Raw genomic sequence first — 16,121 nt, 5'->3', positions numbered from 1 at the left:
TCAGCTCTTTCCTTTGTTCAGCATGTTCGCCACCCAGGTGAAAATCAGGACGACCATGAAATAGGAGATGACCAATGCGCTGGTAAAATGGCCGCTGCCATTACGCATGTTATAGAGGTAAACCTGAACCGTTTCATAACGGCTGCCCGCCAGCAGATTGGCGAACACAAACTCCCCGATCAGGAAGGAAAACGACAGCAGGACGGCAATCATTCCGCCTTTGCGTAAGTTAGGCAAAACCACCAGCAGCGCCGCTTTCCAGGTGCTGGCGCCGAGCAGATGTGCAGCATCCATCAGGTCACGCAGGTTGATCGCCTGCATGTTGTTAGAAATGGCGCGATAGATAAACGGCAGCGCGATGGTGAAGTAACAGCCAATCAGGATCCACGGCGTACCGGTGAGCGCCAGCGGTTCAGCGGAATAGAGTTGCATCAGGCCCACCGATGACACCACCGGCGGCACGGCGAACGGCAGCAGGATCAGGATGTTCATCAGTGCATCGAGCTTAGGGAAATAGTAAGCAATCACAAACATTAGGGGCAGGATCAGCACCAGCGACAGAAAAAGTGTGCCGAAACACACCAGCAGCGAATGCCAGAGCGCAATCAGGAAGCGCGGATCGCTCCACAATTCCACCAGCCATTTCAGCGTAAAGCCGCTCGGTAAAATGGTCGCCCCCCATTCCAGCACCAGCGCATAGACCAGCGTCGCCAGCAGCGGCAACATCAGGACAATCAGTAAAATCCAGATCACCACACGGTGGTAAATCGCTTCAGACCGCGACATCTTACGTTCCTTTTTCTGCCCGTCAGCTGCGCTGACTGAGATAACTTTTACGCAATAACCACTGATGGATCAGCGTGATAAAGGCCATCAGCACCACCAGCAACATCGCCAGCGCGCTGCCCATATTCGGATCGAGAGAAATATCCCCCGAGACCAACGCCGCGATACGCACCGGCACCACGTTAAAGTTACCGGTGGTCAGCGCATACACCGTGGCATACGCGCCAAGGGCATTGGCGAGCAAAATAACGAAGGTACCGAGCAAGGCCGGGAACAGTACCGGAATACCGATATGACGCCAGTAACGCCAGCGTCCCGCGCCCAGCAAGGCCGCTGACTCGCGCCAGTCCTCCCGTAACGCATCAAATGCCGGATACATCAGCAACACGCCGAGCGGGATCTGGAAATAGGTATAGAGCACAATCAGGCCATCTTTTGAATAGAGGTCGAAGTGTTCCATCAGGCCATATTTTTTCAACAGCAGCGTCAGGCAACCATTCAGGCCAAGCAGGATAACGAAGGCGAAGGCCAGCGGTACGCCCGCAAAGTTGCTGGTCATGTTAGTAAACGACATCACAAAGTCGTGCAGCTTTGTCGGGCCAAGCTGGCGAAGTGAGTAACTACCCACTAACGCAATAAGCAAACCGTATAAACTCGACCAGATGGAAATATCCAGTGAGAAACGCATAGCCTGTAAATAGAACGGTGATGTCAGAATGTCGGTGTAATTGCCCAGTCCCCAGGCTTCATAGGTTTCGCTGTAAAAGCTGCTCACCGCAATCCATGTCAGCGGCGCCAGCTGAAAAGCGATGAAAAACACCAGAAACGGCAGCATAAACAACGCCGCAATCCACTTAGCTTTCATCGGGTATCCTCTAAAAGTGACGGGATTCAGGCCAGTAATGCCGCGCAATGTGGCTTGTCGTGGGCAATATTGAGGATCTGACAAACAGTTCCGCATAACTCCGTCTGCAACGGTGCGGCCTCTTTGAAGCTGAACGCACTGCCGAAGACGAACAGCGGCACCTGACGCTCCTCCGGCAAAATACCGCCGTGGCTGCGGTCATCATTCATACCGTGATCCGCAGTCACGATCACCTGATAACCGGCGTCCAGCCAGTCGCCCAGATAGCGCGACAGGATGCCGTCTGCGGTGCGTGCTTTGTTGCGGTATTGGGGCGTCGACAGGCCAAATTTATGCCCGGCATCATCAATGTTCATCGGGTGGATCAGCAGGAAGTCGGGATCATGACGACGACGCAGGCTTTCGGCGTCATCGAACAGATGCGAATCAGGGTAACTATCATCGTAATAAAAATGGCCGTGCTGGATGGTCAGCGAGTCATCGCTGGTGTGGCGGTCACGCGGCGGGTCAAACGGCGTGCGGTTATACAGCTCACTGACCCAGTGATAAGCCGCAGCAGCCGTCGTCAGGCCAGCGTCACGGGCATAGTGGAAAATACTACGTTGAGTCGATAACCGGTCAACGTGGTTGTGAACAATGCCACTCACCACCGGCGTGATACCGGTGAGAATGCATTCATAAAGTGGCCGGGACAGCGAAGGCAATTCGCATTCCAGTTGATACAAGCGGCCGCGTCCTGCGGCACACTGGGCTTGCAGATAACCCATTGCGTCGCGGCCGACCTGATAATTCAGCCCGTCGAGTACTACCAGAATGCTCTTCATACCATGTATACCTTTCATTTCTTACAGGTGTTGTTATTAACCAATGCTTTCGCTGTCCGGTTTTTCTTATTTTTTAATCAATTACTGCTGCATGTTGATCATGACGTTTTCCTGCCACAGACGCGGCAAGGTTTTCGCGCTCTTATCCCAGGCAGCCGGATCTGCAATCGGGTGCGCATTTTTGTATTCGCTGGAAGGCAGCAGTTTGGCTTTTGCATCGTCTGGCAGCGTGATGTGATCGGCACGGATTGGACGGGCATAGCCTTGTGCCAGATTGATCTGACCGGCATCAGAGAAGATGTATTCACGCGCCAGTTTGGCGGCGTTCGGGTGTTTGGCGAATTTGTTGATGATCGTGGTGTAACCGGACGTGATAGTGCCATCAGATGGGATCACCACGTCGAAGCGGGTTTTGTCGATTTTGTCGCGATAGCTCAGACCGTTGAAGTCCCAGACTACGCCAACCTGCACTTCACCTTTTTCCAGAGACGCGATGACCGGGTTAGTCAGGCTCAGACGCCCTGCTTTCGCCAGTTTGCCAAAATATTCCAGACCTGGTTTCAGGTCCTTTTCATTGCCGCCCATCGCGTAAGTTGCCGCCAGCACGCCGTTTGCGGCCTGCGCTGCGGTGCTCACGTCACCGATAGTCACTTTGTATTTGCTGTTTAGCAGATCAGCCCAGCTGTGTGGCTCATCTTTCACCTGCGATTTATCAATGATGAAGGCGATAGTGCCGGTATAAGCAAGTGCCCACATACCCTCTTTATCTTTTGCCCAGTCTGGCACCTGATCCCAGGTGGTCGGTTTATAGGGCTGAGTCACGCCTTTTTGCACGGCAACGGGTCCAAAAGCTGCACCCACGTCGCCAATATCAGCACTGGCATTGTCTTTTTCTGCCAGGAATTTCGCGATCTCCTGTGCCGAACTCATGTCGGTATCGCTGTGTTTCAGGCCATACTTGGTGCTCAGATCACTCCAGGTTCCTTTCCAGTTCGCCCAGTCATCAGGCATACCGACACTGTTTACCGTTCCTTCGGCTTGTGCCGCTTTCAGGAGTGCAGCAGGAGGTTCAGCGGCAAATGCCGATGAAGCGGAGAGGACAAGCGCGCTGGTTAACACAGAAGCGAACAACTGTTTCATAACGGATGCTCCGGATGGTAGTGTGTGTGAAGTGCTGGTCTAGTCCAGCAAGAACCAAGCCAATCTAACGCTCAATTGTGATAATTATATGTCAGCGCGAAAAAGCAGCAGTTTTAAGCTTATTGCTGTTAACAAGCGCACATTATTTACACGATGAAAGTTCAGATTGGTGCAAAAACGCACTGAAATGAGGCTTGCTGACCGATGAGTGAATCGCAGACTACCCTTGCCGTTATCTGCAAGGCATTAAGCGAAAGTATTGCGGCCGGGGCATTTTCTGCCGAGGGAAGGCTGCCTTCTGAGCGCACGTTGAGTGAACAGTTTTCCACTACCCGTATTACATTACGGGAAGCATTGAGCCAGCTTGAGGCCCAGGGTCTGATTTACCGGGAAGTACGCCGGGGCTGGTTTGTCTCCCCGCCACGCATTGTCTACAACCCGCTACAAAGAAGTCACTTTCACGCAATGGCGAAAGATCAGGGGCGCAGCGCAAAGACCACAGTGATTGATGCGAAGCACTGTATTGCCAGCGATACGGTGTGTCAGAAGTTATTGTTGCCGTCAGAGAGTGAGGTCATTTGCATCCGGCGGTTGCGTTATATCGATAACCGCCCGGTTTTGTACGTCGAGCACTATCTTAATCCGCTGTATTTTCAGGGCATTCTTGACGCGGATCTCACGACATCGCTGACTGATTTGTACGCATCCCGCTATGACATCCATTACGGACGCGTGCGTTTCGACATGGTGCCGACATTGCTGCCTGAAGAGGCGTCACATGCACTGAAAGTGGCTCCCGGCAGCCCGGCGTTGTTTATTACGCGGACCAACCGTGACCAGCATGACCGGGTCATCGACTGCGATTTAGAATACTGGCGCTATGACGCGCTGCACATTGATGTGGAAGTGAGTTGATTTAAGTGGAAAAAAAAACCGATGGGATACCCTAAATCATTCGAGATGAATTAAGGCGGCAACTGAATGAACCCCAGGAGCTTACTGAAGTAAGTGACTGGGGTTCGTGATGGCAGCCAACGCAGAGTCAACTTGAAGGATGACGGGTATTAGTCGGCGTCGTAACCTAAGTTCGGCGCCAGCCAGCGCTCCACTTCGGCGACCGGCATATTTTTACGTGCCGCGTAATCTTCGACCTGATCACGCTGGATCTGTGCCACGGCGAAGTATTTGCTGTCAGGGTGGCTGAAATACCAGCCTGACACCGCAGCACCCGGCCACATCGCAAAGGATTCGGTCAGTTGCATACCGGTATTGGCTTCCACATCCAGCAGCTTCCAGATTTGCCCCTTTTCAGTGTGTTCAGGACAGGCCGGGTAACCGGGCGCCGGACGTATTCCCTGATAATTCTCGCGGATCAGCTCTTCGTTGCTCAGATTCTCGTTGGCGGCAAAACCCCAATACACCTTGCGCACTTTCTCATGCAGGTATTCCGCAAACGCTTCTGCCAGACGGTCAGCCAGCGCCTTGATCATGATTTTATTGTAATCATCATGCTGTTTGTCATACGCCTCGGCCAGCGCATCCTCCTCCAGCCCGCCGGTTACAGCAAATGCCCCCATGTAATCTTTCTTGCCGCTGGATTTCGGCGCGACAAAGTCAGCCAGGCAATAGTTGGCGAAATCGGTTTTTTCCGTTTGCTGACGCAGATGATGGCTGACCACCAGCACGTCTTCGCGGCGTTCATCGCTGTAGATTTCGATGTCATCGCCTTTGCGGTTTGCCGGGAAGAGGCCGACGACGCCGCGTGGGTTGAGCAATTTCTCAGCGCAAAGTTTATCGAGCAGGTCATTGGCATCTTTGAACAGGCGTTTCGCTTCTTCGCCGACAACTTCATCTTCAAGAATGCGCGGATATTTACCTGCCAGCGACCAGGTCATGAAGAACGGCGTCCAGTCGATGTAATTGCGCAGTGTTTCAATGCTGGCTTCGACTTTCTGGATGCCCAGACGATGGACCACCGGTGGCGTGTAAGCTTCCCAATCGATAAAAGTAGCGTTGTCGCGGGCCACTTCAAGACTCACTGGCGGCGTGCGCGGCTTTTTACGACCATGCTGGATACGTACAGTGTCGTACTCTTTACGTGTACGTTCGATAAACGCGTCCCGCTGATCTTTTGACAGCAACGCAGACACCACGCCGACAGAACGCGAGGCGTTTTGCACGTAGCAGGTCACACCACTGTAATTTTTTTCGATTTTCACCGCAGTGTGCGCTTTCGATGTGGTTGCGCCGCCAATCAGCAACGGCATGGTAAAACCACGCCGCTCCATTTCTTTCGCGACGTTGACCATTTCATCGAGTGACGGCGTAATCAGCCCGGAAAGCCCGATGATATCGACGTTTTCTTCGATGGCGGTTTTCAGGATTTTGTCCGTCGGCACCATTACACCGAGATCGATAATCTCGTAGTTATTACATTGCAGCACCACGCCAACGATGTTTTTACCGATGTCATGGACATCGCCTTTGACCGTGGCCAGCAGGATTTTGCCGTTGGTCTGGCCCTTTTCCTTGCTGGCTTCAATGTATGGCTCCAGATAGGCCACAGCCTGTTTCATCACGCGCGCGGATTTCACCACTTGCGGCAGGAACATTTTACCGGCACCAAACAGGTCGCCGACGACGTTCATACCGTCCATCAGCGGGCCTTCGATCACTTCGATAGGACGCGCGGCCAGCTGACGGCACTCTTCGGTATCCAGTTCGATAAATTCGGTAATACCTTTCACCAGCGAGTATTCGAGGCGTTTTTTCACGTCCCAGCTGCGCCATTCCGCCTGCTGCTTATTCGCTTCTCCATCGTCCTTGCTGCCACGGTATTTTTCAGCCAGTTCAAGCAGGCGCTCAGTACCATCATCGCGGCGGTTGAGGATCACATCTTCGACGGCGTCGCGCAGTTCAGCCGGTAAATCATCATAAATCGCCAACTGACCGGCGTTGACGATGCCCATATCCATACCGTTGCGGATGGCGTGATACAGGAAGACGGCATGAATGGCTTCACGTACCGGTTCGTTACCGCGGAAAGAGAATGAAACATTGGAAACACCGCCGGAAATCAGCGCATGCGGCAGTTGTGCTTTGATATCGGCGCAGGCTTCGATGAAATCGACGGCGTAGTTGTTGTGTTCGTCAATGCCGGTCGCCACCGCAAAGATATTCGGGTCAAAAATGATGTCTTCCGGCGGGAAGCCGACTTTTTCAGTCAACAGCTTGTAGGCACGGCGGCAGATTTCAATTTTGCGGGCGCGGGTATCCGCCTGCCCGGTTTCATCGAATGCCATGACCACAACGGCCGCGCCGTACCGGCGTACCATACGGGCGTGGTGCAGGAAGGCTTCTTCGCCTTCTTTCATGGAAATGGAGTTAACAATCCCCTTGCCCTGAATGCATTTCAGGCCTTTTTCGATAACATCCCATTTGGAGGAGTCGATCATGATCGGCACGCGGGCGATATCCGGTTCACCGGCAATCAGGCTGAGGAAACGCACCATTGCCGCTTCGGCGTCGAGCATCCCTTCATCCATGTTGATATCGATGATTTGCGCGCCACTTTCTACCTGCTGACGGGCTACAGCCAGCGCTTCCGCATACTTTTCTTCTTTAATCAGTCGCTTGAAACGAGCAGAACCGGTCACATTAGTACGTTCACCGACGTTCACAAACAGCGTCTGTGGATCGATGGTCAGCGGTTCCAGCCCTGCCAGACGACAGGCAACAGGAATGGTCGGTAAAGCGCGGGGCGGTACGCCTTCCACGGCTTTCACCATCGCCGCGATATGCGCAGGCGTGGTACCACAGCAGCCACCGACAATGTTCAGAAAGCCCGAGCGTGCCCATTCGGCAATATGTTCAGCCATTTCTTTGGCTTCGAGATCGTATTCACCGAAAGCATTAGGTAAACCGGCGTTCGGGTGCGCGGTGACATAACATTCTGCAATACGAGATAACTCAGCGACATACTGACGTAACTCATCCGGACCCAGCGCGCAGTTAAGGCCAAAGGTGAGCGGTTTAACGTGACGCAGCGAGTTATAAAAAGCTTCGGTTGTCTGGCCAGATAAGGTGCGGCCGGAAGCATCAGTAATCGTGCCGGAAACCATGACAGGCAATACGATGCCCATTGCTTCGAATTCACTTTCTACTGCGAACGTCGCGGCTTTGGCGTTGAGAGTGTCAAATACGGTTTCGATCATGATCAGATCGGCACCGCCTTCGATCAGTGCCCGGGTGGATTCGCGGTAGGCTTCAACCAGCTGATCGAAAGATACGTTACGAAATGCGGGATCGTTAACATCCGGGGAAATCGACGCCGTCCGGTTGGTCGGGCCTAAAACCCCGGCAACATAACGCGGTTTATCCGGCGTACGGGCGGTCCACGCATCGGCACATTGACGCGCCAGTCGCGCAGCTTCATAGTTAATTTCAGCCGACAGCGATTCCATATGGTAGTCAGCCATTGCAATCGTGGTGGAGTTGAAGGTGTTGGTTTCGAGGATATCTGCACCAGCAGCAAGATAACCGTTATGGATCTCGACGATCACGTCGGGTTTGGAGAGCACCAGAAGATCATTATTGCCTTTAAGATCGCTTTCCCAGTCAGCAAAACGCTCACCCCGGTAATCTTCTTCTTCCAGACGATAGCTTTGGATCATGGTGCCCATGCCGCCATCCAGAACCAAAATGCGCTGTGCCAGCTGCTTATGTAGCGCCTCAACTCGATTAGTCACTTTCACCTCATCACCCATCACGCACACCCGGCAAATTGTTCATTCATGCGCCGGAAATCATGGTCAACATCCTAGCATACCTTCCTCAGCCAAAAGCCCGCACCGACGTGAGACTTTTTCAATTCGGGAAGACATCCCGCAAACGCAGTGCAACACATCGGATGAGCGTAAAGGCAGGTTGCGATCCATACTGTAAAAACGAAAACCAATTCCAAAAATGATTTTTCTTCGCCAGCTTTTGGCGCATCTTACAAGGAACAGGCTCATGGCAACGTCCGTAACGGCTCCGGCCAAACGTGCTAAGAAAACCAAAGCCGCGGCTGTAACCGGCAGCGCCGCGACCGGGCAGGTACAGTCCCTGACACGTGGCCTTAAGTTGCTGGAATATATCGCTGAAGCCCAGGGCAGCGTGGCACTGACCGATCTCGCCCAGCAGGCGGGTTTACCCAATTCCACCACCCACCGCCTTCTGACCACCATGCAACAGCAGGGATTTGTCCGTCAGGTCGGCGATTTGGGCCTGTGGACCATTGGCTCACATGCTTTTATCGTAGGAAGCAGTTTTCTGCAAAGCCGGAATTTACTGGCAATGGTGCATCCGATGTTACGCCGCCTGATGGAAGAATCCGGCGAAACGGTGAATCTGGCGGTGCTGGATCACAGTGATTATCAGGCGATCATCATCGATCAGGTGCAGTGCAATGCCCTGATGAGGATGTCCGCGCCGATTGGTGGCAAATTACCGATGCATGCGTCGGGTGCCGGTAAAGCATTTCTTTCGACGTTGCCGGAAGAGCGTCTGGCAAAACTGCTGCATAAAATAGGCCTGCACAGCTATACGCCCCTGACAAAAACGTCTCCTGTGAATCTGAAGCAGGAGTTGGCGGATACCCGTAAACGCGGCTATGCCTTTGATGATGAAGAACATGCGCTCGGGCTGCGTTGTGTGGCGACCTGCATTTACGACGAACACAACGATGCCTATGCGGCGATTTCAATTTCGGGCCCGGTTTCACGAATCACCGATGACCGCGTGACGGAACTGGGTGCGCTGGTGATTCATGCGGCGAAAGAAATCACACAGGCCTACGGCGGTGGAAAACACTGAGAAAGATGCTGAAATCCCACCATTATCCGGGAGGATTTCAGCAAATTAACGCTGGCTAAAACGCCGGGAACGGCGATAAGCAAAAACATCTTCGACGTGCCCTTCACGGATACGCTGTTGCAAACCGCGCCAGTAACCGGCGCTAAACAAATCGTCGTGTAGCGTTTCAAAGATTTGACCGAGGCGTTTGTCGCTGCAAAGGAAATGCCGGAATTCTTCCGGGAAAACATCGCCCGGTGCAATGCTGTACCAGGGTTCGCTGGCCAGTTCATCCTCCGGGTAACGGGGTGCGGGAATATCGCGGAAATTAACTTCAGTCATGTAGCAGATTTCATCGTAGTCATAAAACACCACACGACCATGACGGGTCACGCCAAAATTCTTAAACAACATGTCGCCGGGGAAGATATTCGCCGCAGCCAGTTGTTTGATCGCATTGCCGTATTCTTCAATCACGTCATGAAGCTGCGTATCGCTGGCCTGTTCCAGATATAAATTCAGCGGCGTCATACGCCGTTCAATATACAGATGCCGGAGCGCAATGCTGTCCCCCAGATCTTCTATTTTGGCAGGGACTTCGCGCTGTAGTTCAGCCATCAGTTCGGGGCTGATGTTATTCTTTGGCAGAACAAAGTGCTCAAATTCCTGGGTATCGGCCATCCGCCCGACGCGGTCATGCTCTTTCACCAACTGATAGCAGGCTTTGACCTGTGCCTCCGTCACTTCTTTCTGCGGCGCAAAATTATCTTTTATCACCTTGAACACGCGGTCACTGCCAGGCAGGGTAAATACCAGCATGACCATGCCTTTGACCCCCGGCGCAATAATAAAAGACTCGTCGGTTTGCGCCATAAAGTGCAAATACTCACGGTAACATTCTGTTTTTGCATGCTTTTGACAACCGATAGCGCTGTACAGCTCAGCCGTGGTTTTGGCCGGTAAAATCTCACGTAACCATTCAACCAGCGCACCGGGCTGCGGGGCATATACCATAAAATATGAGCGGGCAAAGCCAAAGACTATGCTGGCATCGTTGCTTTCCGTCAGACAGGCATCAACAAATAACTCATTCTGATGACTGAGATGCACCGGCAATAACAGCGGAAATACCTGTGAAGCGCATCTGATTTTGCCGATTATCCACGCGGCTTTATTGCGATAAAAAATCTCGGTAGCGATCTCAATATCAGCATCCGCAAGCCACTCTGCGGGGAAGCGTTGCTTTAATGCAGTGGCAATATAATCCACATCACGGTTCGCATCCTCCCACGGTAAGCGCACCGGCAGGTCATCAAGGACTTTTACCAGCGTGGTAACGAAATTACCCTGAACCGGGTAGAGGCGTGACAAAGGACGGGCACAATGTTGCTGACGCCGGGAGGACTGCTCACTGAAAATAAAAAGTTTGTCCGCTGTCAGATCGCGATGTTTGAAAATCCGGCAATAGACTGAATTAAAAAAGCTTTCAGCGATTTCAGCCCTCGGATAATCAGGCAGTAATCCGGAGTAACATTCCTTTATGCGGATCAGAAACGCGGCATCATAAAAACGCTGGCCGGTAATGCATTTGAGCTGGGCGACAACCAGACCGACATGGTGGTCATACAAATGGATACGTTGCTTCATCGCTGCCTGTACTGCTGACCAGTCGGCATTTTCAAAGCGTTGCTGCGCCCCCGATGTCACTTCGAGAAAGCGGCCATACTGGGCGTCGAACCCCTGTAAAATAGTCTGCGCAATCAACAGCTCTAGAGGCATAGTGGCGACTCCCTGAGGAAAGAGACCCGGCTTTCACCAGGTCTGATGAGCATCAGTGTGACGTCGGAGAAAACTGCTGTTCTTCGGTAGAGCCGGTAAGTGCGGTGACCGAGGAGCGACCGCCCTGAATAATGGTGGTGACTTTGTCGAAATAGCCGGTTCCGACTTCCTGCTGATGAGAAGCAAAGGTATAGCCGCGATCTATGGCTGCAAATTCCGGCTCCTGCACTTTATCCACGTAGTGCTTCATCCCCTCGCCCTGTGCATAAGCATGGGCAAGATCGAACATGTTGAACCACATGCTGTGAATGCCCGCCAGCGTAATGAACTGATACTGGTAACCCATCGCGGCCAACTGGTCCTGGAAACTGGCGATGGTTTTATCGTCAAGATTCTTCTTCCAGTTAAACGATGGCGAACAGTTATAGGCCAGCAATTTGCCTGGGAATTTAGCGTGGATGGCCTCAGCAAAACGCTGAGCCAGTTTCAGATCAGGCGTCGATGTCTCGCACCACACTACGTCGGCATAAGGTGCATACGCCAAACCGCGACTGATGGCCTGCTCAATACCGGCGTTCGTCCGGTAGAAACCTTCATGTGTTCTTTCGCCGGTAATAAACTGGCTGTCATACGGATCGCAGTCTGACGTCAGTAAATCTGCCGCATCGGCATCGGTACGTGCCACCAATAACGTCGGCACACCAAGAACATCGGCGGCAAGACGCGCGGAAATCAGCTTCTGTACGGCTTCCTGTGTCGGCACCAGAACTTTGCCGCCCATATGCCCGCACTTCTTCACCGCAGCAAGCTGATCTTCAAAATGAACGGCGGCAGCACCGGCTTCAATCATGGATTTCATCAGTTCAAAGGCATTGAGTACGCCACCAAAACCGGCTTCAGCGTCCGCCACAATCGGCAGGAAATAGTCGGTATAGCCAGGCTGCCCGGGCTCAATGTTATTGGCCCACTGGATCTGATCAGCGCGACGAAAAGTGTTGTTAATCCGCGCCACAACTTCAGGCACCGAATTCACAGGATACAAAGACTGGTCGGGATACATACTGGAAGCCGTATTGGCATCCGCGGCAACTTGCCATCCCGAGAGATAAATGGCTTCGATACCCGCTTTTGCCTGTTGTAAGGCCTGGCCACCCGTCAGCGCGCCGAGGCAATTCACATACCCTTTACGCGATGCGCCGTGGAGTAAATTCCACAGGCGGGCGGCTCCGTGCTGAGCCAGCGTACACTCCGGATTGACTGAACCCCGCAGGCTGATCACTTCTGCCGCCGTGTAAGGTCGGGTGATATTTTTCCAGCGTGGTTGGCTCCACGTTTCTTCAAGCTGCTGAATTTGCTGAGTACGGTTCGTTTTCATGGCAAATACTCCGGTCTTTTTATGTGTAGGGTAAGAAGGATCAGGCCAGCAGCTGATAGCCCGGCAGGGTCAGGAAGTCGATTAACTCATCTTGTGTGGTGATTTTTTCCATCAAGGCAGCCGCCTGCGTGAAACGACCGGCACTGAAACGTTGTTCGCCCAACTCCTGCTGAATAACCAGCATTTCTTCGTTCAGCATGCGGCGGAATAACGGCTTGGTGACGGGTTGTCCGTCATTAAGCGTTTTGCCGTGGTGGATCCATTGCCAGATGGATGTGCGGGAGATTTCAGCCGTGGCAGCATCTTCCATCAACCCGTAAATCGGGACGCAGCCGTTGCCAGAAATCCAGGCTTCAATGTATTGCACTGCGACGCGAATATTGGCGCGCATTCCCTCTTCAGTACGCTCGCCGGAACAAGGTTCGAGTAATTGCTCTGCAGTAATTTCGGCATCTTCTTCACGTAGTACATCCAGCTGGTTTGAACGGTTACCCAGCGCTTTGTCGAACACTTCAAGCACGGTGTCAGCCAGCCCAGGGTGTGCAATCCAGGTACCATCATGTCCGTTATTCGCTTCCAGCTCTTTATCTGTCCGGACTTTGTTCAGCACCCATTCGTTGCGTTTAACGTCTTTGCTGGGAATAAAGGCCGCCATTCCGCCCATCGCAAATGCCCCACGCCGGTGACAGGTTTTAATCAGCAGCCGGGAATAAGCATTTAGAAAAGGCTGAGTCATCGTTACGGACTGACGGTCAGGTAATATACGGTCAGCATGATTCTTCAACGTTTTGATATAACTGAAGATGTAATCCCAGCGACCACAGTTCAGTCCGACAATGTGATCGCGCAAGTGGTAAAGGATTTCGTCCATCTGGAAAACCGCAGGCAGAGTTTCAATCAGCACCGTGGCTTTAATCGTGCCCCGCGCCAATCCCGCATAATCCTCGGCAAAACTGAAGACCTGACTCCACCAGTCAGCCTCATGATAAGACTGCATTTTTGGCAGATAGAAATAGGGGCCACTGCCTTTTGCCAGTAATGCGCGATAGTTATGGAAAAAGTACAAAGCGAAATCGAACAACGAACCGGGAATAGCTTCACCCTGCCAGTTCACATGCTTTTCAGGTAAATGCAGGCCACGTACACGACAAATCAGAACGGCAGGATCAGGTTTGAGCTGATAAATTTTCCCGGATTCATTGGTGTAGCTGATACTCCCGTTCACCGCATCGCGTAAGTTAATCTGCCCTTCTATAACTTTCTGCCAGTCCGGTGCCAGAGAGTCCTCAAAATCCGCCATAAAGACTTTTACATTGGCGTTCAGCGCATTGATCACCATCTTGCGTTCGACAGGACCAGTGATTTCTACCCGGCGATCCAGTAAATCAGCCGGAATGCCCCGTACCTTCCAATCTGAATTTTTTATGGAATTCGTTTCCGAAATAAAATCAGGCAACACCCCCTGATCTATCTTCTGCTGTACGGCAATGCGATCGGCCAGTAATCGATTTCGCAGCGGGGTAAAACGGACAACCAGTTCGGATAAAAAATCCACGGCTTCTTCGGTCAGAATTTGCGCTTCGTTTTCACCAAAACGGCGCGTAAAACCAAGCTGACTGCGGGTAATTTGCTCAGACATCGTTTATCTCCTGATTTATCTGCTTAATCTGCCAGACCGCCTCACTGAACAGATGCTATTACGGTCGAAAACATACCCGAGATACGCTCATGATCCTGAGGTGGCTTTTCTCTGGTTATTTATTGCCCGATAGATTTAAGCGTAATCAGTAATTTCATAAAATCAAAAACGATTTCCATTTTATTTCAAAATTAAAAAAGTTCTGATTTTAATCAATCAGATAGAATTAGATAAATTTTCCATAAAATGGGAATGAATTTCGAATCTAAGAAAAATGTATGCAGAAGGAAGAAGATCAGAAAAAAGATCGCAGGGAGAAAAACAGACGACCGGTAAGATCGTCTGCTGGAAGCGGAGGGGGTATTTACTCGAGTGTCGGATTCATCTGGCGCAGATCAAACGGCGTGATCTGATAAACATAGTAATTCAGCCAGTTAGTGAACAGCAGATGTCCGTGGCTTCGCCAGGTCGCCTTCGGTGACAGCTCGGCGTTATCCTGCGGGAAATAGTTGTAAGGCATTTCAGGTGATAACCCCGCCGCCACATCACGCAGATACTCTCCTGCCAGCGTTCCCGCATCATATTCAGGGTGCCCGGTCACAAAAGCCATCCGCTTATCTTTTGTCGCAAAGAGATAGGCGCCGGCTTCGTCGGATTCAGCAAAGATCTCCAGATCCGTGTGCTGGCGGAGCACATCAGCCGGAAAATCTGCATAACGGGAATGGGGTGCCAGGAAGCTTTCATCAAAGCCACGGGTCAGTAATGCCAGCGGTTGCAGCGTCTGATGAGGATACACACCCGAAAGCTTCGCTTCGCGGGTCATTTTAGGTAGTCCATAAAGCACATTCAGAGCAGCCTGAACCGCCCAGCAAACAAAAAGTGTGGATGTTACATGCTTTTTCGCCCAGTGGATCACGCGCTCAATTTCCGGCCAGTATGCTACATCACAAAAATCGACCAATCCTAAAGGCGCACCGGTAACGATCAGGCCATCATAGTTGTCATGCTGAATGTCTTCAAAGTCACAATAGAAATTATTCAGATGCTCTGCAGGGGTGTTTTTAGATTCACGACTGTCAATGCGCAGCAGCTGCACATCTATCTGCAGAGGAGAGTTGGAAAGCAGCCGTAAAAACTGATTTTCGGTCTCAATTTTCTTCGGCATCAGGTTGAGAACCAGCACCTTAAGAGGACGGATCTCCTGCGTTTTCGCACGTGATGACGTCATGACAAAAACGTTCTCATTGCGCAGGAAATTCACGGCTGGTAATTCATCTGGAACCCGGATCGGCATAACAACTTCCTCACTACATCCATTTATACGTTTAGACTTCTAGATAGCCGAAGATAACGGGTTTTGATTGAGATGTCGAGCCTGCAAGCGGTAAGTGAAAATGTTTCAGCTTAAGCTATTAATTTAGACGTTCTGGTTATAAAGGAGAGCAGATCAGGGCGCAGGAGAGATAAAAACGGCGAGTTAAGTTGTGGATCCTGACGGTTTTTAGGATAGATAATGTACAGAACATTTCAAATTTCCCATAGCAAAAAGCCCCGTACTTTCGTACGGGGCTTTCCACTTATTTGATGCCTGGCAGTTCCCTACTCTCGCATGGGGAGACCCCACACTACCATCGGCGCTACGGCGTTTCACTTCTGAGTTCGGCATGGGGTCAGGTGGGACCACCGCGCTACTGCCGCCAGGCAAATTCTGTTTCATTCATAACGCTCACCTTACATCAGGCTTGCACTACGAACCAATCTCGGAACTTCAGCTGAAAATCTACTTCAAGTCTCTAAAAACACCTTTGGTGTTGTAAGGTTAAGCCTCTCGGGTCATTAGTACTGGTTAGCTCAATGCATCGCTGCACTTACACACCC

11 protein-coding genes and 1 rRNA gene are annotated in these 16,121 nt (G+C 51.8%); 2 read left to right on the top strand and 10 right to left on the bottom strand.

Annotation, left to right across the window (positions count from 1 at the left end):
• From EX31_RS11785 to EX31_RS11770, 4 genes are all read right to left on the bottom strand, one after another.
• The gene (locus EX31_RS11785; protein WP_013577382.1) at positions 1–786 is read right to left on the bottom strand and encodes an ABC transporter permease; all 786 of its coding nucleotides are present in this window, start codon (positions 784–786) and stop codon (positions 1–3) included.
• Positions 787–808: 22 nt separating this feature from the next.
• A complete protein-coding gene (locus EX31_RS11780) occupies positions 809–1,651 on the bottom strand; it encodes an ABC transporter permease (RefSeq protein ID WP_037034946.1) in 843 nt (280 codons plus the stop codon).
• Between the two features lie 26 nt (positions 1,652–1,677).
• Positions 1,678–2,475 (bottom strand): alkaline phosphatase family protein, encoded by a 798-nt coding sequence (locus EX31_RS11775; protein ID WP_013577384.1) that lies wholly within the window; start codon positions 2,473–2,475, stop codon positions 1,678–1,680.
• An 81-nt stretch (positions 2,476–2,556) separates the two neighbouring features.
• Positions 2,557–3,615: an ABC transporter substrate-binding protein gene (locus EX31_RS11770; RefSeq protein WP_013577385.1), complete on the bottom strand. Its 1,059-nt coding sequence runs from the start codon at positions 3,613–3,615 to the stop codon at positions 2,557–2,559.
• 204 nt (positions 3,616–3,819) lie between these two features.
• Between EX31_RS11770 and EX31_RS11765 the strand changes: the two genes are divergently transcribed.
• A complete protein-coding gene (locus EX31_RS11765) occupies positions 3,820–4,530 on the top strand; it encodes a UTRA domain-containing protein (RefSeq protein ID WP_037034945.1) in 711 nt (236 codons plus the stop codon).
• Positions 4,531–4,679: 149 nt separating this feature from the next.
• Here EX31_RS11765 and metH read toward each other — a convergent pair whose 3' ends face one another.
• A complete protein-coding gene (gene metH / locus EX31_RS11760) occupies positions 4,680–8,381 on the bottom strand; it encodes a methionine synthase (RefSeq protein WP_013577387.1) in 3,702 nt (1,233 codons plus the stop codon).
• Between the two features lie 247 nt (positions 8,382–8,628).
• Here metH and iclR point away from each other — a divergent pair, with 247 nt between their 5' ends.
• Complete coding sequence (iclR, locus tag EX31_RS11755; protein WP_013577388.1) at positions 8,629–9,471, top strand: glyoxylate bypass operon transcriptional repressor IclR; 843 nt, start codon at positions 8,629–8,631, stop codon at positions 9,469–9,471.
• Between the two features lie 45 nt (positions 9,472–9,516).
• Here the strand turns inward: iclR and aceK are convergent, their stop codons facing one another.
• The 5 genes from aceK to rrf form a co-directional block, all read right to left on the bottom strand.
• Positions 9,517–11,229, bottom strand: coding sequence for a bifunctional isocitrate dehydrogenase kinase/phosphatase (gene aceK / locus EX31_RS11750; protein ID WP_037034944.1), 1,713 nt, complete (start codon positions 11,227–11,229; stop codon positions 9,517–9,519).
• A 52-nt stretch (positions 11,230–11,281) separates the two neighbouring features.
• The gene (aceA, locus tag EX31_RS11745; RefSeq protein ID WP_013577390.1) at positions 11,282–12,604 is read right to left on the bottom strand and encodes an isocitrate lyase; all 1,323 of its coding nucleotides are present in this window, start codon (positions 12,602–12,604) and stop codon (positions 11,282–11,284) included.
• A gap of 40 nt (positions 12,605–12,644) precedes the next feature.
• Positions 12,645–14,243, bottom strand: a complete 1,599-nt coding sequence (aceB, locus tag EX31_RS11740; protein WP_037034943.1) for a malate synthase A — start codon at positions 14,241–14,243, stop codon at positions 12,645–12,647.
• 364 nt (positions 14,244–14,607) lie between these two features.
• A complete protein-coding gene (gene metA, locus EX31_RS11735) occupies positions 14,608–15,537 on the bottom strand; it encodes a homoserine O-acetyltransferase MetA (RefSeq protein WP_037034942.1) in 930 nt (309 codons plus the stop codon).
• Between the two features lie 292 nt (positions 15,538–15,829).
• Positions 15,830–15,945 (bottom strand): 5S ribosomal RNA (gene rrf, locus EX31_RS11730).
• Positions 15,946–16,121: the final 176 nt, after the last annotated feature.

It is taken from the genome of Rahnella sp. WP5 (assembly GCF_000745615.1).
Lineage (GTDB): Bacteria > Pseudomonadota > Gammaproteobacteria > Enterobacterales > Enterobacteriaceae > Rahnella > Rahnella aceris.
This window is presented reverse-complemented; position numbering and strand designations above follow the sequence as displayed.